We start from the raw sequence: 25163 nt of genomic DNA on the forward strand, positions 1-25163 counted from the left end.
TAGACTTGGAGGAGCATGAGCGACACCACCACTCCCCGTCTTCAGCCTGTCGTCGTCGACCCTTCGGGCGGGTCCGCCGGCGGTGCTCCGGAGGGTGACGAGCTGCTCGCCGGGCTCAACCCCGAGCAGCGCGAGGCGGTCGTCTACCGCGGGCAGGCGCTGCTGATCGTCGCGGGCGCCGGCAGTGGAAAGACCCGGGTGCTGACGCACCGCATCGCCGGGCTGATCAAGAGCGGTGAGGCGTGGCCGAGCCAGATCCTCGCGATCACGTTCACCAACAAGGCCGCCGCCGAGATGCGCGAGCGCGTCGGGCACCTGCTGGGGCAGGTCGCCGAGGGCATGTGGATCTCGACGTTCCACTCGGCCTGCGTGCGCATCCTGCGTCGGGAGGCCGAGAACTTCGGCTTCACCAAGAGCTTCACCATCTACGACTCGGCCGACTCGCGAGCGCTGGTCAAGCGCATCATCAAAGACCTGCAGGCCGACACCTTCGGCTTCACCGTCTCGCAGGTCACCGCGAAGATCTCCAAGCTCAAGAACGAGCTCGCCGACGCCGACAGCTACGCACGCACGGCGAACTTCAACGACCCGCAGGAGGCGATGTTCGTCGAGTGCTTCCGGGCCTACAGCCGGGCGCTCCGTGAGGCGAACGCCTTCGACTTCGACGACCTGATCAGCCAGACGGTGTTCCTGTTCCGGGCGTTCCCGCAGGTGGCCGAGAAGTACCAGCGGCGGTTCCGGCACATCCTCGTCGACGAGTACCAGGACACGAACCACGCGCAGTACTCGCTCATCCGCGAGCTCACCAAGGCGCCCGAGTCGAATGAGCTGTCCGGGCTCGCGTCGTTCGGCGGGGGCGGGGCGTCGCTGACGGTCGTCGGCGACTCCGACCAGTCGATCTATGCGTTCCGCGGGGCCGACATCCGCAACATCGTCGAGTTCGAGCGCGACTTCCCGGGCGCTCGCGTCGTTCTGCTCGAGCAGAACTACCGGTCGACCCAGAACATCCTCTCGGCCGCCAACGCGGTCATCTCGAACAACTTCGACCGCAAGGACAAGAAGCTCTGGACGGCCGTCGGCGACGGCGAGAAGATCATCGGCTTCACGGGGTACTCGGGGCACGACGAGGCCCAGTTCGTGGCCGACGAGATCGCGAAGCTGCACGAGGGGGGCATGGCGTACAACGACATCGCCGTGTTCTACCGCACCAACTCGCAGACGCGAGCGCTGGAGGAGATCTTCATCCGCTCGGCGCTGCCGTACCGGGTGCTCGGGGGCACCAAGTTCTACGAGCGGGCCGAGATCAAGGACGCGATGGCCTACCTCTCGGCCGTCGCGAACCCCTTCGACGGTCTGGCGCTGCGGCGCATCCTGAACACCCCGAAGCGCGGCATCGGGCCGGCGACCGAGACGGCGCTCGCCGGGTTCGCCGAGCGCAACGAGATCAGCTACCGCGAGGCGATGCGCCGGGCGAAGGAGCTGAGCCTCGGGCCGAAGGTGACCGGGGCGATCCTGCAGCTCGCGGGGCTGCTCGACGAGGCGAGCGAGCTCGTCGACCCGTCGCGGGTCGGGGGCGAGGCCCCTGTCAGCGAGGTGCTGCAGGTGCTGATGGAGCGGAGCGCCTACGTGGCCACGCTGCGCGCCAGCCGCGACCCGCAGGACGAGGCGCGGGCCGAGAACGTCGAGGAACTGCTCGCAGTGACCAAGGAGTTCAACCGCAACAACCCCGACGGCACGTTGCTGGACTTCCTGACCGAGGTGTCGCTCGTGGCCGCGGTCGACGACCTCGACGACTCCAGCGGAACGGTGTCGCTGATGACGCTGCACACCGCCAAGGGGCTCGAGTACGACGCCGTGTTCCTCACCGGGGTCGAGGAGGACCTGCTGCCGCACCGCATGTCGGCCGGCGAGCCGGGCGGGCCCGCGGAGGAGCGCCGGCTGTTCTACGTGGGCATCACGCGCGCGCGGAAGCGGCTGTTCATCTCGCTGGCCATGACGCGAGCGCAGTTCGGCGAGACCGCGGTGGCGATGCCGAGCCGGTACCTGCAGGAGATCCCGGCGGAGCTGGTGGAGTGGATCCAGTCGCCGGGCATGGCGTCGCGCGGCGGCAGCGAGACGCGGGCGCTGAACGGGTCGCGGGGCGGCAGCTACGGCGGCGTCAGCTATGGGTCGCGTTCGGGCTCGGGTTCGTCGTCGGGCTCGGGCTCGCCGCGCTTCGGAGCCGACGGCGGCTACGGGCTGCCGCCGGGGCCACCCCGGCCGAAGACCGAGTGGGCGAACCGCGTGACGGGGCAGGTGCGGGACAACGGCGACCTGACGCTCGTTCCCGGCGACCGCATCAAGCACGCCGACTTCGGCGAGGGCCGCGTCAACCAGGTCACGGGCGAGGGCGCCAAGCGCGTGGCGCACGTCACCTTCGAGGCGGTCGGCGCCAAGAAGCTCCTGATCAAGATCGCCCCCATCGAGAAACTCTGAGCTGCGGCGGACCGGTGGTCGCCTACCCGCTGCTGTCTGCCCATCGCGGCTGACGCCGTCTCATCCACGGTCGACCGCTCCGCGTGCGCCGGCCCCGCAGCGTCACCGGGCGGTGAGCGGCCGAGGTGGTGGCGGGCCCGATCCGACGGGAGCGTCGGTGGGCGTCACCCCCGGCGTCGCCGGGTGGGCATCGTGGCGCCTGCGAGGCCGGCCAGCGCGAGGCCGAGGATGAGTGCCCCGACTGCCGTGGCAGTGGCCATCGCTGTGGGGCCGGCCGGTGCGCCGGTGAGCGGGAGCCGGCCGGTCGCGTCCGGTGGAGCCGGGGAGGTCGGGACGGCGGGCGGCGGGGTCGTCGCCGGGGGAGCCATCGGCGGCGCGGTGAGGGAGATGGCTTCTGAGGCATGGACGCGGTGGTCGGCGAACGCCGGGACCAGCGATGCTTCGACGGACTCACCATCGACGCTCTCACCCGTCGGCTCGGCGGTGACATCGGGCAGCGCGGCGGGGGTGGAGCCGTCGGACTCGGTGACGAAGTAGTAGTGACCGGGCCTCGTCACGGGGAGGCAGGCGGAGGGGTGATCGCCGTCCGCGGAGACGGAGGTCGTGGTGCGGCCGGCGACCGGGAAGTCGCGCCAGTCGTCCGGGGTCGACTCGAGCTCGGGCAGCGCCGGGAGCGGGCCCAGGAGGGTCGAGCGAACCTCGATCGGGTCGATCCCGGCGGGCAGGCCCTCGAGGTGAAGGGTGTCGGCGACGCAGGCTGGTGCGAGCAGGGACAGGACCGGCACGGTCCCGTCGTCGCCTGCAGCGGCGGAGGACGCCGTGGTGGCGAGGGCCTGAGGTGCGTCCAGGTCATGGGGGCCGGGATGGGGCGGCGGCGTCGTGGATGTGGAGTCGGGGAGAGGGGTAGCCGTGGTGGTGAGAGTGGGGGCCGCGGGCGCGAGGGTGGTCTCGGTGGCGGCGCCGAAGGGGGAGGCCCAGGGGCGGAGGCGGGTGCCGCCCTGGGAGGGTGGGGTGCGGGCGGGGTCGATGGAGTCGGTCCAGACGTAGAAGCCGGGGGACGGGACGGTGCAGGGCGGGGAGTCGTAGCGGCGCGGTCCGGCTGCCGCGAGGGTCTCGACCGTGCACACGACGGGGCCTCCGGCGGGTGGGGCTTCAGCCTGCACAGGGGCTGCAGGAAAGGGGCCGTGGAGGATGCTCGTGATCACGACGGGGATGGGAGCCAGGGTGCCGTCGGGGGTCGTGTAGACGCCCCAGCCGGGGCCCGCGGGCGAGGACGGGTGGACCGAGAGGTGGAGAGCGTCGGTCAGGGCGTCGCCGGGCTGGACGACCGCGGCACTGGTCCGGGTCTGCACGCGGGGAGCGAAGGGCAGCTCGCTGGGGGCGGTGGCGCGGTCGGTCGCGCGGGCGTCGCGGGGGTAGGGGTGGTCGACGAGCAGGCTCTGGTTGGGGCCGGTGTTGCGGCCGAGGCGGAAGCCCGGGCCGAAGGGGAGCGCGCGGTACTCGACGGTGACCGAGACCGTCTCGGTCGTGCCCTGCTGCGCCGGGAGGATGGCCGCCGAGGTGCCGTTCGGCACCGTGCGGGTGCGGCTGCCGTCGTCGAAGGTTGCTCCCGTCAGGGTGAACCGCCCGGGGAACGAGCCGGCGGGAACGGTGGCGCGGCCGGCCAGGTAGTCGACGACGAGCTCCGAGCGCACCGAGCCCCCGGGCCCATCGAGATCGAGCGAGACGGTCGCCGAGACCCCGGTGGAGGCGCCGCCCGGCTCGTCGGCGCGGGACAGGATGTGGTTCGCCGCGATGACGACGTCGGCCGCCGAGTCGTTGGCCCGGCGGGCGAAGTAGGCCTGGTCGTGGCCGGCGAGGCCTGCGACCGTCCAGGTGGCCAGCTGCGCCGACGCCGCCGAGAGCGGGTCGGCCGGCGAGCCGAAGTTGCGGGAGATGTAAGCCAGCCGCGCCGAGTCGGCCGCCGAGTACTCGCCCGTGGTCGAGCCGTCGACGTAGGTCACCTCGGTGCCGGCCGGCTGCGGCTTCTCGACGTCGAGGCAGTAGCCCGTGTTGCCGTCGTCGAGGCGGTACGAGCCGATCCACGAGGCGTGGTCGCCCGCCCACATCACCCCCTGGCCGTGGGCGACGGCCCGGGCCGCGAGTGCCGGGCCTGCGGCGAGGAGGCCGCCCAGCGCCAGGACGGCTGCGGCGAGGAGGAACGAGAGGAGGCGGAGGCGTGGGTTCATGCGGACAGCGTGCCGGGCGGGCATCCGGAGCCTGAGGTCGGCGGCGGCATCTGTGGAGAACGCCGAGCATCGGGAGACTGTGCAGGACGGGAGGGCGCCCAGGCGGGTGCTGCGACGGCCCTCGAAGGGGAGCGTCGGCGGGCGGGGGTAATGTTCTAGGTGGTGTCCGGAGCGACGAAGCGGAACATGCCCTCCGTCGCGCCGTGAGTCATGTCCTGAGTGACTGCCAGGACGACGAGTTGAACGGATTGGAAGACCAGCGTGGATCTATTCGAATACCAGGCCAGAGACCTCTTCGAGAGCTACGGCGTGCCCGTGCTCCCTGGAATCGTCGCCGACACCCCTGAGGAGGTGCGCGCAGCGGCCGAGAAGCTCGGTGGCGTCACCGTCGTCAAGGCCCAGGTCAAGGTCGGCGGTCGCGGCAAGGCCGGCGGCGTCAAGGTGGCGAAGACGCCCGACGAGGCCGAAGAGGCGGCGAAGGCCGTCCTCGGCCTCGACATCAAGGGCCACGAGGTCAAGCGCGTCATGGTCGCCGGCGGTGCCCGCATCGCCGAGGAGTTCTACTTCTCGGTGCTGCTCGACCGCGCCAACCGCTCCTACCTCTCGCTGACGAGCTACGAGGGCGGCATGGAGATCGAGCAGCTCGCCGTCGAGCGCCCCGAGGCCCTCGCCCGCATCGAGGTCGACCCCATCGCGGGCATCGACCTCGAGACCGCGAAGTCGATCGCCGTGCAGGCGAACTTCCCGGCCGAGCTGGTCGACAAGGTCGCTCCCGTGTTCGTGAAGCTGTGGGAGGTCTACAAGGGCGAGGACGCCACGCTCGTCGAGGTGAACCCGCTCGTCCTCACCGAGGAGGGCGAGATCATCGCCCTCGACGGGAAGGTCTCGCTCGACGAGAACGCCGACTTCCGCCACCCGGGTCACGAGGCGCTCGAAGACGCCGAGGCGGCCGATCCGCTCGAGGCCAAGGCCAAGAAGCTCGGCCTCAACTACGTCAAGCTCGACGGCCAGGTCGGCGTGATCGGCAACGGCGCGGGGCTCGTCATGTCGACGCTCGACGTCGTCTCCTATGCGGGTGAGAAGCACGACGGCGTGAAGCCGGCGAACTTCCTCGACATCGGCGGCGGAGCCTCGGCCCAGGTGATGGCCAACGGGCTCGACGTCATCCTCGGCGACGAGCAGGTCAAGAGCGTGTTCGTGAACGTGTTCGGTGGCATCACCGCCTGCGACGCGGTGGCGAACGGCATCGTCGGCGCCCTCGAGGTGCTCGGCGACACGGCGACCAAGCCGCTCGTGGTGCGGCTCGACGGCAACAAGGTCGAGGAGGGCCGCGCCATCCTCGAGAAGGCCGCGCACCCGCTGGTGACCCTGGCCCTGACGATGGACGACGGCGCCGACAAGGCCGCCGAGCTGGCCGCTGCGGCGAGCAAGTAAGCGGCGAGCGAAGTAGAGGACGAGAGACATGTCGATTTTTCTGAACAAGGATTCCAAGGTCATCGTGCAGGGCATCACCGGCGGTGAGGGCACCAAGCACACCGCCCTCATGCTGAAGGCCGGCACCCAGGTCGTCGGCGGTGTGAACGCCCGCAAGGCCGGCACCGTCGTCAGCCACACCGACAAGGACGGCAACGCCGTCGAGCTGCCGGTCTTCGCCACGGTGAAGGAGGCCATCGAGGCCACCGGCGCCGACGTGTCGATCGCGTTCGTGCCCCCCGCCTTCTCGAAGGACGCGATCATCGAGGCCATCGACGCCGAGATCCCGCTGCTCGTCGTGATCACGGAGGGCATCCCGGTGCAGGACTCGGCCGAGGCCTGGGCCTACGCCAAGCAGAAGGGTGACACGACCCGCATCATCGGCCCGAACTGCCCCGGCATCATCACGCCCGGTGAGGCGCTCGTCGGCATCACCCCGGCGAACATCACCGGCAAGGGCCCGATCGGCCTCGTCTCGAAGTCGGGCACGCTGACCTACCAGATGATGTACGAGCTGCGCGATCTGGGCTTCTCGACCGCCATCGGCATCGGCGGCGACCCCATCATCGGCACGACGCACATCGACGCGCTCGCCGCGTTCGAGGCCGACCCCGAGACGAAGGCGATCGTGATGATCGGCGAGATCGGCGGCGACGCCGAGGAGCGCGCTGCCGACTTCATCAAGGCGAACGTCACCAAGCCGGTCGTCGGCTACGTCGCGGGCTTCACCGCCCCCGAGGGCAAGACGATGGGTCACGCGGGCGCGATCGTGTCCGGCTCGGCCGGCACCGCCCAGGCGAAGAAGGAGGCCCTCGAGGCAGCCGGCGTGCGCGTCGGCAAGACCCCGAGCGAGACCGCTGCACTGCTGCGCGAGGTCTACGCGGCCCTCTAGCCACGAGCTCCCTGCACGACGGCCCGTCCCTCACCGGGGGCGGGCCGTCGTCGTCCCCGTCGACCTGCCAGAATGTGCAGAACGACCAGAATGTGCAGAACGACCAGAATGTGCAGAACGACCCGAATGTGCAGCACGACCCCGAGGCGATGAGGAGGCCGGCCGTGACCGACCACGACGCGACGACGGATGCTCCCGCCGCCCGCCCTTCGCTCCGACAACGCCTGAGGCACGAGCTCGTCACCCCCGAGTCGATCTACGGCACCATCATCGTCAGCGCCCTGATCGTCGTGGTCGACGACGGCGAGAGCGACTTCCGGCTGATGATCGGGGTCGGGAGCACCGTGCTGGTGTTCTGGCTCGCCCACGTCTTCGCCTTCACGGTGGCGCACCACGGGCGCCGCGGCGGCACCGAGCTCGGGGTGGCGGCCGCGCTCGGTCGGGCACTCACTCATTCCACCGGCCTCCTCCTCGCCGCGGTGGTGCCGATGATCGCGCTCGGCCTCGGCGCGCTGGGCGTGCTCGACGAGGCCTCCGCGTACTTCGCGGCGCTGTGGGTGGGGGTGATCGTGCTCTTCCTGCTCGGAGTGCTCGCCTTCGCCGAGCGCGGCGCCCGCTGGTACTCCTGCCTCACGGGTGGAGTGGCGACGGCGCTGCTCGGGGTGGCCGTGATCCTGCTCAAAGCCGTCTTCCACTGAGCACCTCCAGTGACCGCACGGCCGTTCCAGCCGAGGGCGACGCCGTTCGGGCCGAGCGCAGCGCCGTTCCCTCCGAGCGTCGTCAGCTGATGCGCCGACCCTGCCGGTAGGCTCGGCTCCGCATGAATCGCCCAGCCACCGCCCTCCTCGCCGCCCTCGACGCGGTCATCGCCGTAGCCATCGGAGTGGGCATCCCGCTCATCCCGCTGACCATCCTCTGGGCGGCCCAGTTCGGCCTCGCGGTCGACTGGCTCGCGTTCTGGCGCGCCTCGGGCGACCTGTGGCTGCTCGGCAACGGGGTCGACCTGCTGCTCACCATCGACCCGGCGCTGGCGCTGCGGCTCGGCGTGGCCGGGGCCGAGCTCCCCTTCGAGGTCGGCATCGCTCCCCTCGGCCTCGCGGTCGTGACCGTGCTGCTCGGGCTGCGCTCGGGGCGCCGGCTCGGCCAGACGCCCTACCCGATCACCGGAGCGGCAGTCGGCGTGATCGTGGTCGCCGCGCTCGCCCTCCTCGTGGCGCTGAGCGCCCGTGACGCGGCGGCCCTGCCCTCGATCGCCCAGAGCGTCCTCTTCCCCGCCGGCGTGTGGGCCATCGGCCTGGCGCTGGGCTACGGCACGGCGTCACGGCGGGTCGCGTCGCGAGAGCTCCCCCAGGGCTCGGCGCCGCGCCAGGCCCTCGCCCGTCTCGTCGACCGGGTCGACGCGGGCGACCGGGCCCTCGCCGCGCTCGCCCTGCGGGCCGGGACGATCGCGGCCGCCGGCGTCGTCGGCTTCGCCGCTCTGGCCATGGCCGTCGTGCTGGTGCTGAACTTCAGCTCGATCGTGGGGCTGTACGAGAGCCTGCAGGCGGGCATCCTGGGCGGGGTGACGCTGACGCTCGGGCAGCTGGCCCTGCTGCCGAACATCGTGCTCTGGACCGCCGCGTGGTTCGTCGGCCCCGGGTTCGCCCTCGGCGCCGGCTCCTCGGTGTCGCCGCTCGGCACCCAGCTCGGGCTGGTGCCGTCGCTGCCGGTGTTCGGCGCGCTGCCGGAGAGCGCTCCGGCGTTCGCATTCGTGGGTCTGCTGGTGCCGATCGTCATCGGCTTCGCCACGGCTGCCCTGCTGCGGCCGGTCTACCTCGACCACGTGCGCGGCTCGAGCCCGCGCGGCCGGATCGTGCGGCTCGCCGCGACGTCGGCCGGTGGGGGGCTGGTGGGGGCGGGCATCCTCGCCCTGCTGACGCTCTGGGCCGGAGGAGCGGCCGGGCCCGGACGGCTCGCCGAGGTCGGTGCCGACCCGGGGGCCGTGCTGCTGTGGGCGTTCGTCGAGCTCACCCTCGCCCTGCTGCTCGGCCTTCTCGGCGGAGCCAGCTGGCGCCCGGGAGCCGCCGGTGCGCGCCCGCGATCGGCGGAGACGCGCCCGCGATCGGCGGAAGCGCACGCGGGAGCAGCCGACTCGACGACACGCGCCGCCCGCCCGCCTGCCGATACACTGTGACCGTGCTCTCCCTCCTGGTTCTGATCTCCGGAGGGGGCTCCAACCTCAGAGCCCTGCTCGAGGCCTGCCGCTCGGCCGACTACCCGGCGCACGTCATCGCGGTCGGCGCCGACACCGACGCCCCGGGGCTCGCGCACGCCGAGGAGTTCGGTGTGCCGACGTTCACCGTCATCCCCTCGGCGTTCGGCAGCCGCGCCGCCTGGGGTGAGGAGCTGCTCGAGCAGATCGAGCGCTGGAACCCCGACCTGGTGGTGTGCGCCGGTTTCATGCGCATCCTGCCGCCCGGGGTCGTCGCGGATCTCACCCCGCGGCTCATCAACACCCACCCCGCCCTGCTCCCCGCTTTCCCGGGTGCCCACGCCGTGCGCGACGCGCTCGCCGCCGGCGCCGAGGTCACGGGCGTCACCGTGCACGTGATCGACGAGGGAGTCGACACCGGGCCCGTGATCGTGCAGCGCGAGGTCGCCGTGCGGCCGGGTGACACCGAGCACGCCCTGCACGAACGCATCAAGACCGTCGAACGCGAGCTGCTGGTGCAGGCCGTGCTCGACATCGCCACCGGACACGTCGATCTCGAGGAGACAGCAGCACGATGAGCGGACCGCAGCACGACCCGAGCCTCTACAGCCACCGCGACACCGTCCCGGTGCGCCGCGCGCTGATCTCGGTCAGCGACAAGACCGGCCTCGCCGACCTGGTGGGCGCGCTCGCGGCCTCGGGCGTCGAGATCGTCTCCACCGGCTCCACCGCCAAGGCCATCGCGGCCGAGGGCGTCGCGGTCACCGAGGTGAGCGAGATCACGGGCTTCCCCGAGTCGCTCGACGGCCGCGTGAAGACGCTGCATCCGGGTGTTCACGCGGGCATCCTCGCCGACCTGCGCCTCGAGTCGCACCGGCGCCAGCTCGACGAGCTCGGCATCCGGCCGTTCGACCTGGTCGTGGTGAACCTTTACCCGTTCCGCGAGACGGTCGCCTCGGGAGCCGCTCCCGACACCGTGATCGAGCAGATCGACATCGGCGGCCCCGCCCTCGTGCGCGCCTCGGCGAAGAACTTCGCCAACGTGGCCATCGTGGTCTCGCCGAACCGCTACGACGACGTCATCGCGGCCGCGGCCACGGACGGCACGACCCTGTCGCTGCGCCGTGCGCTGGCAGCCGACGCCTTCGCGCACACCGCCTCCTACGACACCGCGGTGGCGGCCTGGTTCGCCGAGCAGCTGGGCGGCGGGGCGAGCGAGGCGCTGGCCGAGACAGAGCAGGCCGAGCAGAGCGACACGGCGACGGATGCCCGGCCGGGCTTCCCCGACACCCTCGACGTCTCGGCGGCGAAGGCCTCCACCCTCCGCTACGGCGAGAACTCCCATCAGCAGGCCGCCGTCTACGCCCTCGCCGACGGGCACGGCATCGCCCAGGCGACGCAGCTGCACGGCAAGGAGATGTCGTTCAACAACTACGTCGACGCCGACGCCGCCGTGCGCGCCGCCTACGATTTCGCCGAGCCGGCCGTGGCGATCATCAAGCACGCGAACCCGTGCGGCATCGCGATCGCCGACCCGAGCGCCCCCGACCCCATCGCGAACGCGCACGCCAAGGCGCACGCCTGCGACCCGCTCTCGGCGTTCGGCGGCGTGATCGCGGCGAACCGCACCGTCACCCTGGCCATGGCCGAGTCGGTGAAGGACATCTTCACCGAGGTGCTGATCGCCCCCGCCTTCGAGGGCGAGGCGCTCGAGGTGCTGAAGACCAAGAAGAACCTGCGCCTGCTCACACTGCCCGAGGGCTTCGGCCGCGAGGCGCTGGAGCTTCGTCAGATCTCGGGCGGCTTCCTCGCGCAGACCCCCGACGGCTTCGAGGGCCTCGACACGGCGTCGTGGACGCTCGCCGCCGGCGAGCCCGCCGACGCCGCGACGCTGGCCGACCTCGAGTTCGCCTGGAAGGCCTGCCGCTCGGTGAAGTCGAACGCCATCCTGCTCGCGTCCGGCGGCGCCTCGGTGGGCGTCGGCATGGGCCAGGTCAATCGCGTCGACTCGTGCCGCCTGGCCGTCACCCGGGCCGGCGACCGCGCCGAGGGCTCGGTCGCGGCGTCCGACGCGTTCTTCCCGTTCGCCGACGGAGCTGAGATCCTCATCGCCGGCGGCGTGAAGGCCATCGTGCAGCCGGGCGGCTCCGTGCGCGACGCCGAGGTCGTCGAGGCGGCCGAGAAGGCCGGAGTCACCATGTACTTCACGGGGGAACGGCACTTCTTCCACTAGCCACCGCCTCGGGCGGCAGTCAGGCCGCTCGCCGAAAGCGTTCAGCCTCCGTCACCTAAGGTTCTCTGCATGACTTCGTTCCGCCTCCGGACGCTCACCGCGTCGGTCGTCGCCGCCGCGGCGGTCGCCCTGATCGCGATCGTCGTCGCCGACCTCGCCTACTTCGTGGCCAACCAGCAGAACCCGCAGGTCTTCCCCGTCTACAGCGAGTACTTCCTCAACGCGACGCTGCTGCTGTTCGTGTTCACCGCGGTGTTCGGTCTCGTGGGGGCGTTCCGGCGCTGGTACACGGCGCTGATCGCGGGTGTCGTGTCGGCGGTCGTCGCCGCTCTCGTGGGCACCGGCCTGTCGGCGCTGGTGGCGGGCATCGCCTTCGGCGACATGATCGCCCCGCTGCTGGCCACGCTGATGGGCAACAACCTCATCTTCGTGCTCGCCGCCGTGCTGGCCTCCGTGCTGCTGGCGCCGCGCATCCACTCGCGAATCGCGATCACCGAGCAGCAGGAGGTGCTGCGCAAGAAGTACGTGCTCGTGCGGCGCCCGGCTGCCACGCTCGACGAGGGCATCGTGACCCACATCGAGCGGGAGAACATCGACGTCGACCTCGCCGAAGAGCAGTGGGAGACGTACGTCGCCGCCCTCACCGGCGGAGGCTGGGAGCCGATCGAGGTGCCCGTCGCAGACGACCTGCCCGACTCCGTCTTCGTCGAGGATTCGGTAGTGATGTTCGGCGCCCTCGCCGTGCTGGCGAGCCCCGGAGCCGAGTCGCGCGAGGGCGAGATCGCCTCGGTGGAGGAAAGCGTCCGCGCCCTCGGCCTCGAGGTCACCCGCATCGAGAAGCCCGGCACCCTCGACGGTGGCGACGTGCTCAAGGTCGGCATGACGGTCTTCGTCGGCAAGGGCGGTCGTACGAACGCCGAGGGCATCCGGCAGCTGCGCAAGATCCTCGCGCCCCGGGGCTACTCCGTCGTCGCCGTGCCGGTCACCAAGGCGCTGCACCTGAAGAGCACCGTCACGGCACTGCCCGACGGCACCGTCATCGGCTACCGCCCGCTCGTCGACGACCCCTTCGTCTACGACCGCTTCCTCGAGATGCCCGAGCCGAGCGGTGCGCACGTCGTGGTGCTCTCCGACGACACCGTGCTCGTCTCGGCCTCCGCGCCCGAGTCGGTGCGCCTGATCGAGGGCCTCGGCTACCGGGTCATCGCGGTCGACATCTCCGAGTTCGAGAAGCTCGAAGGCTGCGTCACCTGCCTCTCGGTGCGCGTGCGCTGAGCCGTCCTCCTGGAGGGTCGCTGAGCGGCCCTCCCGCGCGGTCGACGATGATTCCGGATGCCCGGAACTGCGTCTTGCGCCCCGCCGAACCCCACCGCTAGTCTGTAAGGCTGCCGCGACGCCGGTTCCCCCGCACGGGGGCCGGCACTTCTTCCCTGCCCATCGAGCGGGGGAATCAGCGCGCGCAGCGATGCGTTGTGTCACGAGCACGGCGTGCAGCAGACGAGGACGAGACATGCAGAACCAGAACGAGGCCCAGCCCGCCGGAACGGTGGCGACGCTCGCGCGTCTGCGCCCCTACGCGGCGGCCGCGCTTCCGCGCATCTACACCGCGATGGTCGCCTCCCTGCTCGCCAGCCTCGTCGCCCTCGCCATCCCGCAGGTGCTGCAGTGGATGGTCGACGGTCCGCTGGCCGACGGTGACGCCTCTCAGATCTGGGTCGCGGCGGGGATCGTGCTGGGCCTCGGTGTTCTCGAGGCCATCCTGATCGGGCTGCGACGTGCGCTCGTCCTGACCCCCGGCACCCACGTCGAATCGCGCATGCGCAACGCGCTGTACGCGAAGCTGCAGGACCTCCCGGTGACGTTCCACGACCGCTGGCCGAGCGGCCAGCTGCTCTCGCGCGCCATCAGCGACCTGAACCTGATCCGCCGCTGGCTGTCGTTTGGGCTGGTGCTGCTGGTGGTGAACGTGCTGACCCTCGTCGGCGGTCTGATCATCCTGATCGTCATGAACTGGGTGCTGGGTCTGATCTTCGCGGCTGCGGCTCTGCCGGTGATCGCCTACGGCTTCGCCTTCGAGCGCAAGTACTCCTCGGTGGCGCGCCGCAGCCAGGATCAGGCGGGCGACCTCGCGACGAGCGTCGAGGAGTCGGTGCACGGCATCCGGGTGCTGAAGGCCTTCGGCCGCTCGCGCTACGCCCTCAAGCGATTCGAGTCGCAGGCCGAGGAGCTGCGGGGCACCGAGATCGAGAAGGCCAAGGCGATCGCGGGCATCTGGCTCTACCTGACGCTCATCCCCGACCTCGCCTTCGGCGTCTGCCTGGTGGTCGGCGTCTGGCTCGCCTCGGTCGGGCAGTCGTCGGTGGGCGAGCTGGTCGCGTTCTTCGCTACCGGCACCGTGCTGCTCTTCCCGATCTGGTCGATGGGTTACTTCCTCGCCATGACGCTCGACGCCAAGACGGCGACGCTGCGCTTCTTCGAGGTGATGGATGCTCCGAACACCATTCGCGACCCCGCCGCTCCTGCCACCATCGAGGGCGGCGCCGGCGAGCTGCGCTTCGACGACGTGCACTTCCGCTACCAGGACTCGCCGGAGGCCTTCCCCGACCTGATCGACGGGGTCTCGCTCACGGTGCGCCCCGGTGAGACCATGGCGCTCGTCGGGCTGACCGGCTCGGGTAAGTCGACGCTCACCGCGCTGACCACCCGGCTCTACGACGTCACCGGGGGAGCGGTGCGGGTCGACGGCGTCGACGTGCGCGACCTCACGCGGGAGGAGCTGCGGTCGCGGGTGGCGATGGCCTTCGAGGAGGCCACGTTGTTCAGCAAGACCGTGCGCGAGAACGTGCTGCTCGGGCGGCCCGACGCCTCGGAGGCCGACCTCCGCGAGGCGCTCGACATCGCCCAGGCGTCGTTCGTCGACGAGTTGCCGCACGGTCTCGACACCAAGGTGGGCGAGGAGGGGCTCAGCCTCTCGGGCGGTCAGCGGCAGCGGCTCGCGCTCGCGCGGGCCATCGCGGCGAGGCCGAGCGTGCTCGTGCTCGACGACCCGCTGTCGGCGCTCGACGTCGACACCGAGGCGCTCGTCGAGGCGGCGCTCCGCCGCGTGCTGGCCACCACCACTGCGCTGATCGTGGCGCACCGCCCCTCGACCGTGGCCCTCGCCGACCGCGTCGCCCTGCTCGAGGACGGCCGCATCACCGCCGTCGGCACCCACTCCGAACTGCTCGCCACGAGCGAGCACTACCGCTTCGTGATCTCCAGCCTCGAGGCCGAGACCCGCGACGAACTCTCCGAGGAGGTGAGCTCATGACCGATCAGCCCGACCAGTCCGTCGAGGGTGTCGAGGGCGAGGAGCGCGACGACCTGAGCAAGGCCGAGAGCCGGCAGATCCGCGCGCGGTCGGTGCGCCTGCTGGGTTCGCTCGTGCATCCGATGCGCGGCAAGCTGGCGCTCGCCGTGGTGGTCGTCGTGATCAGCACCATCTCGCAGGTCGCGGGCCCGTCGATCATCGCCTACGGCATCGACACCGGTCTGCCGGCCCTGCTCGCGCAGGACTGGATGCCCGTCGCGCTCGCCGGCCTCGCCTACCTGCTGGCGGGCGTCACGGGTGCGCTGCTGATCGCCTGGTTCACCATCCTCTCGGCGCGCATCAGCCAGGCCATCCTGTTCGACCTGCGTCGGCGGGTGTTCCTGCACACGCAGCGGCTCAGCCTGGAGTTCCACGAGAGCTACACCTCGGGGCGCATCATCTCGCGGCAGACGAGCGATCTCGACGCCATCCGCGAGCTGCTCGACTCGGGCATCAACCAGCTGGTGCAGGGCGTGCTCTACATGCTCTTCACCGCGATCGCGCTGTTCCTGCTCGACGTCGAGTCCGGCTTCATCCTGCTTGCATCGCTCGTGCCGCTGCTCGTGCTCACGCGGTGGTTCCAGCTGCGGTCTCAGCGGCTCTACCGTCGCACCCGGGTGGCGTCGGCGCGCCTGATCGTTCAGTTCGTCGAGACCATGACGGGCATCCGCGCGGTCAAGGCGTTCCGCACCGAGAAGCGCAACGAGGACGAGTTCGGCGAGCTGGTGGAGCAGTACCGCGAGTCGAACGCCAAGGTCATCCGCCTGTTCGGCGTCTACGACCCGGGACTCGTGCTGATCGGCAACGTCGCGGTCGCGGTCGTGCTGCTGGTGGGCGGCTTCCGGGTGATCGACGGCGGGCTCGAGATCGGTGTGCTGCTGGCCGCCGTGCTCTACACCCGGCGCTTCTTCGACCCGATGGAGGACATGGCGATGTTCTACAACGGGTACCAGAGCGCGACGGCGGCCCTCGAGAAGATCTCCGGCGTGCTGGAGGAGCGGCCGAGCGTCGCCGACCCCGAGAAGCCGGTCGACCTCTGGCACTCCGCGGGGCACGTGGCGTTCGAGGGGGTCGAGTTCGGCTACACGGCCGACCGGCCGATCCTGCCGCACTTCGACCTCGACATCCCGGCCGGGCAGACCATCGCGCTCGTCGGATCGACGGGCGCGGGCAAGACCACGCTAGCCAAGCTGATCTCCCGCTTCTACGACCCCAGCGCGGGCCGGGTGACGCTCGACGGGATCGACCTGCGGGAGCTCCACCCGAAGGACCTGCGCCGGGCGATCGTCATGGTCACCCAGGAGGCCTACCTCTTCTCGGGCACGGTCGCCGACAACATCGCGATCGGCAAACCCGACGCGAGTCGCGACGAGATCATCGCCGCGGCCCGGGCCGTGGGCGCGGCCGGCTTCATCGAGGGCCTGCCGAACGGCTACGAGACCGACGTGAACAAGCGCGGTGGTCGGGTGTCGGCGGGGCAGCGTCAGCTGATCTCGTTCGCGCGGGCGTTCCTCGCCGATCCGGCGGTGCTCATCCTCGACGAGGCGACGGCATCGCTCGACATCCCGAGCGAGCGCCTGGTTCAGGATGCGCTGCAGACCCTGCTCGCCGACCGCACCGCCGTCATCATCGCCCACCGCCTGTCGACGGTCTCGATCGCCGACCGGGTGCTGGTGATGGAACGGGGCCGCATCGTCGAAGACGGCACCCCCGAGGAGCTCATCGCGGGCGACGGCCGCTTCTCGCAGCTCCACGCCTCCTGGCGCAGCTCGCTGGTCTAGAGGAATCCGCCTAATCCAGCTGTGCTGATTCTGATTTCGGGATCAGCCCGCCGGACCCACCTCGTCGACTCAGCCATGTCCATCTCGGGCAAGCGCGTCAGCGCGCGGCAGCCGGGTGTGCTGCCGCGCGCTCCGCGCTTGCCCTCGGATGCGGTGGCTGGCTAAGCGGCGGGTCGCTGGATGGTGCGACGCCGGGTGGTCGGGATCGGTGTCTGCTCCGTGTCGATCCATCTGGGTGGGATGAGGTGGGGCACCCCGTCGTGCATTGTCAGTTTCCACGGTGATTTGTGCAGGTGGGAATGGTGGAAGTGGCAGAGCAGAACGCCGTTGTCGATATCGGTTCTTCCGGGCGGATGATCGTCTGAAACCCATTCGTTCGCGTGATGTGTCTCGCAGTATGAGGGCGGCCGGTCGCAGCTGGGCCACACGCAGCCGCCGTCGCGGGCGGCTAGTGCCCGGTTCTGCGCCGCGGTGAAGAGGCGCTTTGCCTTGCCGTGATAGAGCACCTCGCCCTTCTCACCGAACAGCGTCGCCGCGACGGGGGATGAGCATCGCAGCTGCTCCACGGTCGAGGCGGGGACGGGCTGGTCGATGCCGTCAATCCATCCGACTCCCCGGCCCTTTTCAAGATCGTCCAGGGTCATGTGCACGTTGACGGTGGCGATGGCCCCGTTGATGCGGGGCATGTCGTCCGCCCCGGCGGCGCGGGCGATCAGCTCGGTGACGGTGTCGGCGTTCTTCTGCGCCTGCGTGCGTCCATCGGCGGTCGCGTATTCGTCTCCCTCGACGAACCGCGGCCCGGTCGCTCGCGGGCTTTGCATCGCTTGGATGCTCGCAAACCACACTCCACCCTGCTCGGGCGTGAGCGCGAACTTCCCCCGGTACATCCCATCCGACGATTGCGCGATCGTCAGTGATCGCTGCATCTGCAGGACCTCGTCACGGGGTTCCGCCCCATCAGGGTCGAGCACTTCGCGCAGATGGATCGCAGCACGGAACGTCTCATCCGCGGTCAGCCGGCACGAGAGGGTCTGGTCGACGAGTGTCTCCTCGGCGAGGCTCACGACGTCGGGGGAGCATCCACGGTCGGCGAGCACACGGCACTGCTTCACGATGACCGACGCCGCTTCGACTCCGAGCACGCCCTCATCGAGCACGCGGGCGATCACCGGGAACGGTGCCTGCCCCTCGCCGCCGCCCAGCAACACGGCGCCCCGGAGCGTGCGGCCGAGGTCGAGGCGTGACTTGCACTCTCGCGCCGACGCACCCGTGACGTGTGAGAGCAGCTTCACGGGGCTGGTGAAGTTCTGCGACCGGCTCAGGCCCTCATCGCCGAGCTCGGTGCGAGACCGCACGCTGATCTCTCCGGCGAGGCGCACCTGCTGTGCCAGCATCGCGCGCACCACAGCTTCGCCGACGGCGACGACTTCGAGCAGTTCGTCATCGGTCATGCCGGCCTCGTGCGAGGCATGATCGCCACCGCGCTCGCCGCAGAGATCGGCGACGATCTCGGTGAGGCGAGCGGCTGGGAGCATACTGAGATTCTATCAGAAACAGCTGATGAAATCTCGTTTTAGTGCAGGTTTACGGAGTCCAGGCGAAGTACTGAGAGCCGTACATGAAGACGATGTGCCAGCCGTCCTGGCAGGTGGCCTCGTTGACCGGGAGGTTCTGGGGCCACCAGGTGTCCTGCATCGGAGGTGCGTTGTCGATGATCGACGCGTCGCAGGGGCCGCCGATGGGCTCGGGGGCCGGGTCGCCGAACTGCATGATCTTGGCGCCGGTCTCGGAGTTCTCCTTGATGCGGATGAGCGTCGCGTCATCCGGAACCCAGCTCGGGATCTCGATGGTGGCGTCGGAGCCCCGGGCCTCGGTGATCGTCGGGTAGAGCTGGGATTCGATCGGCGGAGTGATCGCATTGGCGAGCGTGCAGCCCGACAGCGCCGCTGCGAGGCCCGTGGCCATGACCGCAGCGAGGAGAGCGCGTCTTTTCATCTGCTGTGGGAGGTCCTTCCGAGTCAGGCGGCCGGGTGCGACGGCCGCCACCGTGCTACAGCGTACTCGACGGCGTAGCCCGGTTCCCGCGAGATCACCCGGAGGGGGGTGCCCTCCTCCTCGTAGTGCTCGCGGGCGCGTTGCTCGTGGCCGACGGGTGGGAGACCGCCGGAACGCACCACTCGCCACCACGGGTGACTGCCGCCGGACATCCGGAGCGTGGTGCCGACCGCCCTCGCCGCACGCGAACCGAGCAGAGCGGCGACGTCACCGTAGCTCAGCACGTGCCCAGGCGGGATGGAGTCGACGACCTCGAGGACGTCGTCGGCGAAGGCCACCGTGCGGGACTCGGCTCGGCGGACGTCAGAGCTCGAGGGCGGCGACGGTCTCGCCGTAGGGGGTCTCGCCGTAGGGCGTGAAGCCGATCTTCTCGAAGAACGCGGCGGGGCCGGCCTCGCCGGGCTCGTAGATGACCGTGATGCGCTCGAGCCCGCGGCGGCGCGCCTCGTCGGCGACCGCCAGCACGGCGAAGCGGCCCACGCCGTGCCCTTGGGCGTCGGCGGCGACGTTGATGCGCCAGATGCAGGCCTTGAACTCGTCCTCCTGCGCGTCGGGGTCGAAGTTGCCCATGATGAAGCCGACGACCTCGTCGTCTTCGAGCACCACGCGCGGCCACGCGGTGGCCGGGTTCACGTACGCCTCGGCGATGGAGTGCGACACCGGGGCGACGAACTGCTCCTGCCCCGGCTTGAGCGACAGGGTGTTCGCCGCGACGATGTTGGATGCCGCAAGCTCCTCGAGCCTCAGTTCACTCATGCGATCAGGGTATCGGGTGGCGGGCTCGGGGCGCCAGCGGTGCGGGGCGTGACCGTGCCGCGCGAGCATCCGGAACTATCTCGACGTCGAGATATCTGGAGGATCGCGTAAACTGGTGAGCGGCCCATTTCCGGCGGCTGATGAGGAGCTGAATTGTCCAAGATCAAGGTTGAAGGCACGGTCGTCGAACTCGACGGCGACGAGATGACCCGCATCATCTGGCAGGCCATCAAAGACACGCTGATCCACCCGTACCTCGACGTGAACCTCGAGTACTACGACCTCGGCATCGAGCACCGCGACGCCACCGACGACCAGGTGACGATCGACGCGGCGCATGCCATCCAGAAGCACGGTGTCGGCGTCAAGTGCGCCACCATCACCCCCGACGAGGCACGCGTCGAGGAGTTCGGCCTGAAGAAGATGTGGAAGTCGCCCAACGGCACGATCCGCAACATCCTCGGCGGCGTCATCTTCCGCGAGCCGATCATCATCTCGAACATCCCGCGCCTGGTGCCGGGCTGGAACAAGCCGATCATCATCGGCCGTCACGCCTTCGGCGACCAGTACCGCGCCACCGACTTCGTCTTCAAGGGCAAGGGCAAGCTCACGGTCGAGTTCACCCCCGACGACGGTTCCGAGCCGATGAAGTTCGACGTCTACGACGCCCCCGACGACGGCATCGCGCAGGTGCAGTACAACCAGGACGCCTCGATCCGCGACTTCGCGCGCGCCTCGCTGAACTACGGTCTGACCCGCAACTACCCGGTCTACCTCTCGACGAAGAACACCATCCTGAAGGCCTACGACGGTCGCTTCAAGGACATCTTCCAGGAGATCTTCGACACGGAGTTCAAGGAGCAGTTCGAGGCCGCCGGCCTCACCTACGAGCACCGCCTCATCGACGACATGGTCGCTTCGGCCATGAAGTGGGAGGGCGGCTACGTCTGGGCCTGCAAGAACTACGACGGCGACGTGCAGAGCGACACCGTGGCGCAGGGCTTCGGCTCGCTGGGCCTCATGACCTCGGTTCTCGCCACGCCCGACGGCAAGGTCGTCGAGGCCGAGGCGGCGCACGGCACGGTCACGCGGCACTACCGCCAGCACCAGGCCGGCAAGCCGACCTCGACCAACCCGATCGCCTCGATCTTCGCCTGGACCCGTGGGCTCGCCCACCGCGGCAAGCTCGACGGCAACCAGGAGCTGATCGACTTCTCGCTGGCCCTCGAAGACGTCGTGATCAAGACGGTCGAGTCGGGCAAGATGACGAAGGACCTGGCGCTGCTCGTCGGGCCCGACCAGCCGTACCAGACGACCGAGGAGTTCCTCGCGACGCTCGACGCGAACCTGCAGGAGCGCATGGCGGCCTAGCCTCCGCGCCTCGTGCGACGGCCCTCACCCTCCGGGGTGGGGGCCGTTCTCGTTCCGGGGCGGCGCCGGCTCAGGTGACGGCGACGGGGCGGCCGGCAGCCCAGACGTGGGTGACCTCGAAGGTCGGGGTGAGGAGGACGAGGTCGGCCGCGTGGGCCGGCGCGAGGCGGCCGAGGTCGGGGCGGCCGAGCACGCGGGCGGGGGTGGCGGTGAGTGCGGTGACGGCGGCGATGGGGTCGACGCCGGCGGCGACGGCGGTGCGCAGGGCGGCGTCCTGGGTGAGGGTCGAGCCCGCGATGGTGGGGGCGACGGATGCTCGGCCCGCACCCTCCGCGGAGGTGCCGGCCGCGGCGGCGGCGCCGCCCGGGGTGATGGCGGGGTCGGCGACGGCGCCCGGGGCGGGGCCGGCTGCAGCGGCCGCGGCTGCCGGAGCGACGCCCGGGGTGAGGGTCGCGACTCCGTCGCGGACCGTGACCGGGAGGGTGCCGAGGAGGTACGCGCCGTCGGGGGCCCCGGCCGCCGCCATGGCGTCGGTGACGAGGGCGATGCGCCCCGGGGCCGCCGCGAAGGCGAGCGCGAGCACGGCGGGGTGCACGTGCACGCCGTCGGCGATCAGCTCGAGGGTGACGCGGGGGTCGTCGAGGGCGGCGGCGACCGGTCCGGGGTCGCGGTGGTGGATGCCCGGCATGGCGTTGAAGGCGTGGGTGAGCAGGGTGGCGCCGCGGTCGACGGCCTCGCGGGTGAGGTCGTAGCCCGCATCCGTGTGCCCGATGGCGACGACCGTGCCGGACGACGCGAAGGTGCCGATCGCCTCGAGGGCGCCGGGGAGCTCGGGTGCGAGGGTGATCTGCACGAGCCGGCCCTCGGACGCTTCGAGCAGCTGCTTCAGCACGTGGTGCGTGGGCACGCCGAGGAAGTCGGGATTGTGTGCGCCCTTGCGGGACGGCGCGAGGAACGGCCCTTCGAGGTGCGAGCCGAGCACGAGCGGGTCGCCGGCGGCGATCCGGGCGATGGCGTCGAGGGAGGCCGCGAGCACGTGCGGCGGGTTGGCGACGAGCGAGATCACCGAGCGGGTGGTGCCGTGGGCGCGGTGCACCGCGAGGGCCGAGCGGATGGCGTCGGCTCCGTCGTCGAAGGAGAATCCGCCGCCGCCGTGCGCGTGCAGGTCGATGAAACCGGGGGTCAACCACGCGCCGCGGGCGTCGACGACATCGGCGTCGGGCGGCATCACCCCGGTCGCCCGCCACGAGTCGCTCGTGCCCGTCGCGGCGATGGTGGAGCCGGAGGTGAGCAGCCAGAAGTCGTCCACGATGCCGTCGGCGTCGAGCTTGCGGGCGCCGTGGACGAGCACGGTCATTGCAGGTTCCGCCGTCCGGCCACGACTCCGCTGGCCACCGCCACGAGTCCGAAGACGAGCGCCACGAGAGGCTGCCCGAGCATCAGCCAGGCCAGGGCCGCCGAGCCCAGCAGCACGATCTCGACCAGCGCACGTCCGAAGGCGTCGATATGGATGACGGCCTTGGGGGAGAGGAAGAACGCCCAGATCAGGATCGCGAAGAGGGGAGTGGCGATGCCGAGCCCCAGGTTCCAGGGGAAGGGCCAGGCCACGAAGCCCCAGAAGCCGAAGGTGAAGAAGGCGAACAGCTCGACGAGCAGGCGGACGACGTCGTTCACGCGGATACGGGGCTGGGCGGGGACATCGGACACACAGCAATGCTAGACGCCCGTGTTTCGGGTTTGTAAAGATCGCGAACGAATCCGGGAAAAGTCTTGATCGGGATAAGTTCGTAAGCTTTACTAACAAACATGACGGCACTGCGGCCCTTGAGGCCCTCCTCCAAAGTGCTTCCGGTCGACGCCCGGGGGCACAACCGCTCCCTCGTGCTCCAGACCCTCTACCGCGAGGGAGGCCGCAGCCGCGCCGACATCGCCCGCGAGACCGGGCTCACCCGGGTCACCGTCAGCGCCCTCGTCGCCGAGCTGATCTCCGACGGACTCGTCGTCGAGCTCGGCCAGCGCGAGGAGACCCGCCCCGGCAAGCCCGCGACGCTGCTCGACCTCGACCGCTCGGCGTTCGTGATCGTCGGGCTCGACCTCTCCGAGCACTCGGTGTTCACCGGCGCGCTGCTCGACCTCGACGGGGCCATCAGCGCCCGGGCCGAGGTCGCGCTCGACGGCAGCACCGGCGACGAGGCGGTCGCCAAGGTCGTGGCCTTGGCCGAGCGGCTGATCGAGCAGGCCACAGCTCCGGTGCTCGGCATCGGCGTGGGCTCGCCCGGCGTCGTCGACCTCGGCGGCGTGGTGCTCAGCGCACCGAACCTCGGCTGGAACGGGATGCCGCTGCAGAGCATCCTGGCCGACCGCTTCGGGCTGCCGGTGCTCGTCGCCAACGACGCCAACGCGGCGGTGCTCGCCGAGCACAGCTTCGGCGGCGCCGACAGCGACGCGATGCTCATCACGATCGGCCACGGCGTCGGCGCCGGCCTCCTGCTCGGCGGCACCCCGCTGTTCGGCAGCCGGTTCGCCGCGGGAGAGATCGGCCACGTCGTGGTGGGCACGGACGGGGGCGCGGTCTGCGCCTGCGGGAAGCGCGGCTGCCTCGAGACGTGGCTGAGCATCCCGAACCTGATCGACCGGTTGGAGGGGGAGCAGGGTACCGCGCGAACGGCCGTGCTCCAGGAGGCGGGCCAGCGGCTCGGCATCGCCCTCGCGCCGGTGGTGGGAGCGCTCGACCTCAGCGAGGTCATCCTGAGCGGGCCCACCGAACTGCTCGACGGACCGCTGATGGCGGCCACCGTCGAGACCCTGCGCAGCCGCACGATGGCCGAGTTCCACGGCTCTCTGACGCTGCGCATGACCACCCTCGGGCCGGACATCGTCCTGCGCGGGGCGGCCGTGATGGTGCTCTCGGGCCAGCTCGGCGTCTCCTGAAGTACAACAGCAACCCCATCCCATCGCCCTAGGAAAGGCAGAACACCATGAGGAAGACGACACTCGCCGTCACCGCCCTCGGCGTCACGGCGGCACTCGCGCTCGCCGGCTGCGCCGGAGGCTCGTCGGACGACAGTGCGGGAGGCGACGGCACCGCCGACATCCGCGTCTGGCTGAACGGCACCGACACCCCGCAGGAGGCCCGCGACTACCTGGTCAGCACCTTCGAGAAGGACCACCCGGGCTCCACCCTCACCATCGAGGAGCAGGCCTGGACCGGTCTCGTCGACAAGCTGACGACGAACCTCTCCGGTTCCGACAGCCCCGACGTCGTGGAGGTCGGCAACACGCAGGCGGCCGCCTTCACCTCGGCGGGGGCGTTCCTCGACCTGTCCGACGTGCAGGAGGAGCTCGGCGGCGACGACCTGCTCCCCGGCTTCGTCGAGGCGGGCAGCTACGACGGCAAGCTCTACGCCGCTCCCTACTACTCGGGTGCGCGCCTGGTGTTCTACAAGAAGGACCTGCTCGCGAACGCCGGCCTCACCGTGCCGACGACCCTCGACGAGTACGTCTCGAACGGCGTCGCGCTCGCCGCGGCGAACCCGGGCGTCTCGGGCATCTACTTCCCGGGCCAGGACTGGTACAACGCCCTGCCCTACATCTGGGAGAACGGCGGCGAGATCGCCACCCAGGACGGCGACACCTGGACCTCGAGCTTCTCGAGCCCCGAGTCGATCGCCGGCCTGAAGCAGGTGCAGGAGGTCATGACCGAGGCCAGCGTCGCCCCGAAGGACGGCAACGAGACCGACCCGCAGGTGCCGTTCTGCGAGGGCGTCGTCGCGAACCTCTCCGCCCCCAGCTGGGTGAAGGGCTCGATCCTCGCCCCGGCCGACGCGGATGCGCCCGGCTGCCCCGACCAGGAGGCCAACCTCGGCGTCTACGCCCTGCCCGGCAAGGACGGCGGCGCCGCCCACGTCTTCGCCGGCGGCTCGAACATCGCCGTCGCCGCGAAGTCGGCCCACCCCGAGCTCGCCACGGACGCGCTCGAGATCATGCTGAGCGACGAGTACCAGTCGATCCTCGGTGAGAACGGCCTCGTGCCGGCGAAGATCTCGCTGGCGTCGACCCTCGGCACCGACGAGGTCGCCACGGCCATCGCCGAAGCCGCGGCCAACGCCAAGCTCACCCCGGCCTCGCCGAAGTGGGCCGACGTCGAGGCCTCGGGCGCCCTGCAGGACTTCTTCGTCGGCATCGCCCAGGGCGGTGACGTGGAGCAGCTCGCCAAGGCGCTCGACGAGAAGATCGACGGGATCCTGAACTCCTAGAAGGGCTCCGACCAGCCCAACCGGACGGTGGCCGGCACGGTGCGCGAACACCGCGCCGGCCCCCGTCGGCCCGATGCCCATCGCCCTAGGAAGGTGGGGGCAC

At 70.6% G+C, this 25163-nt stretch carries 20 protein-coding genes; 13 read left to right on the top strand and 7 right to left on the bottom strand.

Translation table 11 applies throughout. The annotated features are described in order from the left end of the window. Positions 1-15 precede the first annotated feature (15 nt). A complete protein-coding gene (locus BJ984_RS07570; RefSeq protein WP_179547484.1) occupies positions 16-2475 on the top strand; it encodes an ATP-dependent helicase in 2460 nt (819 codons plus the stop codon). A gap of 164 nt (positions 2476-2639) precedes the next feature. Here BJ984_RS07570 and BJ984_RS07575 read toward each other — a convergent pair whose 3' ends face one another. Further along, on the bottom strand, positions 2640-4703 hold the full coding sequence (locus BJ984_RS07575) for a hypothetical protein (RefSeq protein WP_179547485.1): 2064 nt from the start codon (positions 4701-4703) through the stop codon (positions 2640-2642). A 261-nt stretch (positions 4704-4964) separates the two neighbouring features. On the opposite strand from BJ984_RS07575, the gene sucC reads away from it, so the two are divergent. The 9 genes from sucC (at position 4965) to BJ984_RS07620 (ending at position 16622) form a co-directional block, all read left to right on the top strand. Next, positions 4965-6137: an ADP-forming succinate--CoA ligase subunit beta gene (gene sucC, locus BJ984_RS07580; RefSeq protein ID WP_179547486.1), complete on the top strand. Its 1173-nt coding sequence runs from the start codon at positions 4965-4967 to the stop codon at positions 6135-6137. 28 nt (positions 6138-6165) lie between these two features. Then, positions 6166-7068, top strand: a complete 903-nt coding sequence (sucD, locus tag BJ984_RS07585) for a succinate--CoA ligase subunit alpha (protein ID WP_179547487.1) — start codon at positions 6166-6168, stop codon at positions 7066-7068. 164 nt (positions 7069-7232) lie between these two features. Further along, positions 7233-7766: a hypothetical protein gene (locus tag BJ984_RS07590; RefSeq protein ID WP_179547488.1), complete on the top strand. Its 534-nt coding sequence runs from the start codon at positions 7233-7235 to the stop codon at positions 7764-7766. A 122-nt stretch (positions 7767-7888) separates the two neighbouring features. Next, positions 7889-9241 carry a cell division protein PerM gene (locus tag BJ984_RS07595; protein WP_179547489.1) on the top strand — a complete coding sequence of 451 codons (1353 nt, stop codon included), beginning with the start codon at positions 7889-7891 and terminating at the stop codon, positions 9239-9241. Between the two features lie 2 nt (positions 9242-9243). Further along, positions 9244-9837, top strand: coding sequence for a phosphoribosylglycinamide formyltransferase (gene purN, locus BJ984_RS07600; RefSeq protein WP_179547490.1), 594 nt, complete (start codon positions 9244-9246; stop codon positions 9835-9837). Continuing rightward, positions 9834-11492, top strand: coding sequence for a bifunctional phosphoribosylaminoimidazolecarboxamide formyltransferase/IMP cyclohydrolase (purH, locus tag BJ984_RS07605; RefSeq protein ID WP_179547491.1), 1659 nt, complete (start codon positions 9834-9836; stop codon positions 11490-11492). The genes purN and purH overlap by 4 nt, the downstream gene beginning before the upstream one ends. A gap of 69 nt (positions 11493-11561) precedes the next feature. Next, entirely contained in the window at positions 11562-12767 is a 1206-nt protein-coding gene (gene ddaH / locus BJ984_RS18920; RefSeq protein WP_179547492.1) for a dimethylargininase, read from the top strand. Positions 12768-13002: 235 nt separating this feature from the next. Further along, the gene (locus tag BJ984_RS07615) at positions 13003-14802 is read left to right on the top strand and encodes an ABC transporter ATP-binding protein (protein ID WP_179547493.1); all 1800 of its coding nucleotides are present in this window, start codon (positions 13003-13005) and stop codon (positions 14800-14802) included. Next, entirely contained in the window at positions 14799-16622 is a 1824-nt protein-coding gene (locus tag BJ984_RS07620; RefSeq protein ID WP_179547494.1) for an ABC transporter ATP-binding protein, read from the top strand. Before BJ984_RS07615 ends, BJ984_RS07620 begins: the two co-directional genes overlap by 4 nt. A gap of 161 nt (positions 16623-16783) precedes the next feature. Here the strand turns inward: BJ984_RS07620 and BJ984_RS07625 are convergent, their stop codons facing one another. The 4 genes from BJ984_RS07625 to BJ984_RS07640 are packed head-to-tail and all read right to left on the bottom strand — an operon-like array spanning position 16784 to position 19433. Then, positions 16784-18157, bottom strand: coding sequence for an HNH endonuclease signature motif containing protein (locus BJ984_RS07625; RefSeq protein WP_179547495.1), 1374 nt, complete (start codon positions 18155-18157; stop codon positions 16784-16786). 49 nt (positions 18158-18206) lie between these two features. After that, entirely contained in the window at positions 18207-18587 is a 381-nt protein-coding gene (locus BJ984_RS07630; protein ID WP_179547496.1) for a hypothetical protein, read from the bottom strand. A 53-nt stretch (positions 18588-18640) separates the two neighbouring features. Then, positions 18641-18955: an MGMT family protein gene (locus BJ984_RS07635; protein ID WP_179547497.1), complete on the bottom strand. Its 315-nt coding sequence runs from the start codon at positions 18953-18955 to the stop codon at positions 18641-18643. Between the two features lie 25 nt (positions 18956-18980). Further along, positions 18981-19433 carry a GNAT family N-acetyltransferase gene (locus tag BJ984_RS07640; protein WP_179547498.1) on the bottom strand — a complete coding sequence of 151 codons (453 nt, stop codon included), beginning with the start codon at positions 19431-19433 and terminating at the stop codon, positions 18981-18983. A gap of 153 nt (positions 19434-19586) precedes the next feature. Here BJ984_RS07640 and BJ984_RS07645 point away from each other — a divergent pair, with 153 nt between their 5' ends. Continuing rightward, positions 19587-20804, top strand: coding sequence for an NADP-dependent isocitrate dehydrogenase (locus BJ984_RS07645; RefSeq protein ID WP_179547499.1), 1218 nt, complete (start codon positions 19587-19589; stop codon positions 20802-20804). Between the two features lie 70 nt (positions 20805-20874). Here BJ984_RS07645 and BJ984_RS07650 read toward each other — a convergent pair whose 3' ends face one another. Both BJ984_RS07650 and BJ984_RS07655 read right to left on the bottom strand, forming a co-directional pair. Next, entirely contained in the window at positions 20875-22161 is a 1287-nt protein-coding gene (locus BJ984_RS07650) for an N-acetylglucosamine-6-phosphate deacetylase (RefSeq protein WP_179547500.1), read from the bottom strand. Next, positions 22158-22511 (bottom strand): YrdB family protein, encoded by a 354-nt coding sequence (locus tag BJ984_RS07655; protein WP_173183408.1) that lies wholly within the window; start codon positions 22509-22511, stop codon positions 22158-22160. The genes BJ984_RS07650 and BJ984_RS07655 overlap by 4 nt, the downstream gene beginning before the upstream one ends. Positions 22512-22610: 99 nt before the next feature. Between BJ984_RS07655 and BJ984_RS07660 the strand changes: the two genes are divergently transcribed. Together BJ984_RS07660 and BJ984_RS07665 are read left to right on the top strand one after the other, a co-directional pair. Further along, positions 22611-23735 (top strand): ROK family transcriptional regulator, encoded by a 1125-nt coding sequence (locus tag BJ984_RS07660; protein WP_179547501.1) that lies wholly within the window; start codon positions 22611-22613, stop codon positions 23733-23735. 47 nt (positions 23736-23782) lie between these two features. Continuing rightward, entirely contained in the window at positions 23783-25060 is a 1278-nt protein-coding gene (locus tag BJ984_RS07665; RefSeq protein ID WP_179547502.1) for an extracellular solute-binding protein, read from the top strand. Positions 25061-25163 lie beyond the last annotated feature (103 nt).

It is taken from the genome of Herbiconiux flava (genome assembly GCF_013409865.1).
Classification (GTDB): Bacteria; Actinomycetota; Actinomycetes; order Actinomycetales; family Microbacteriaceae; genus Herbiconiux; species Herbiconiux flava.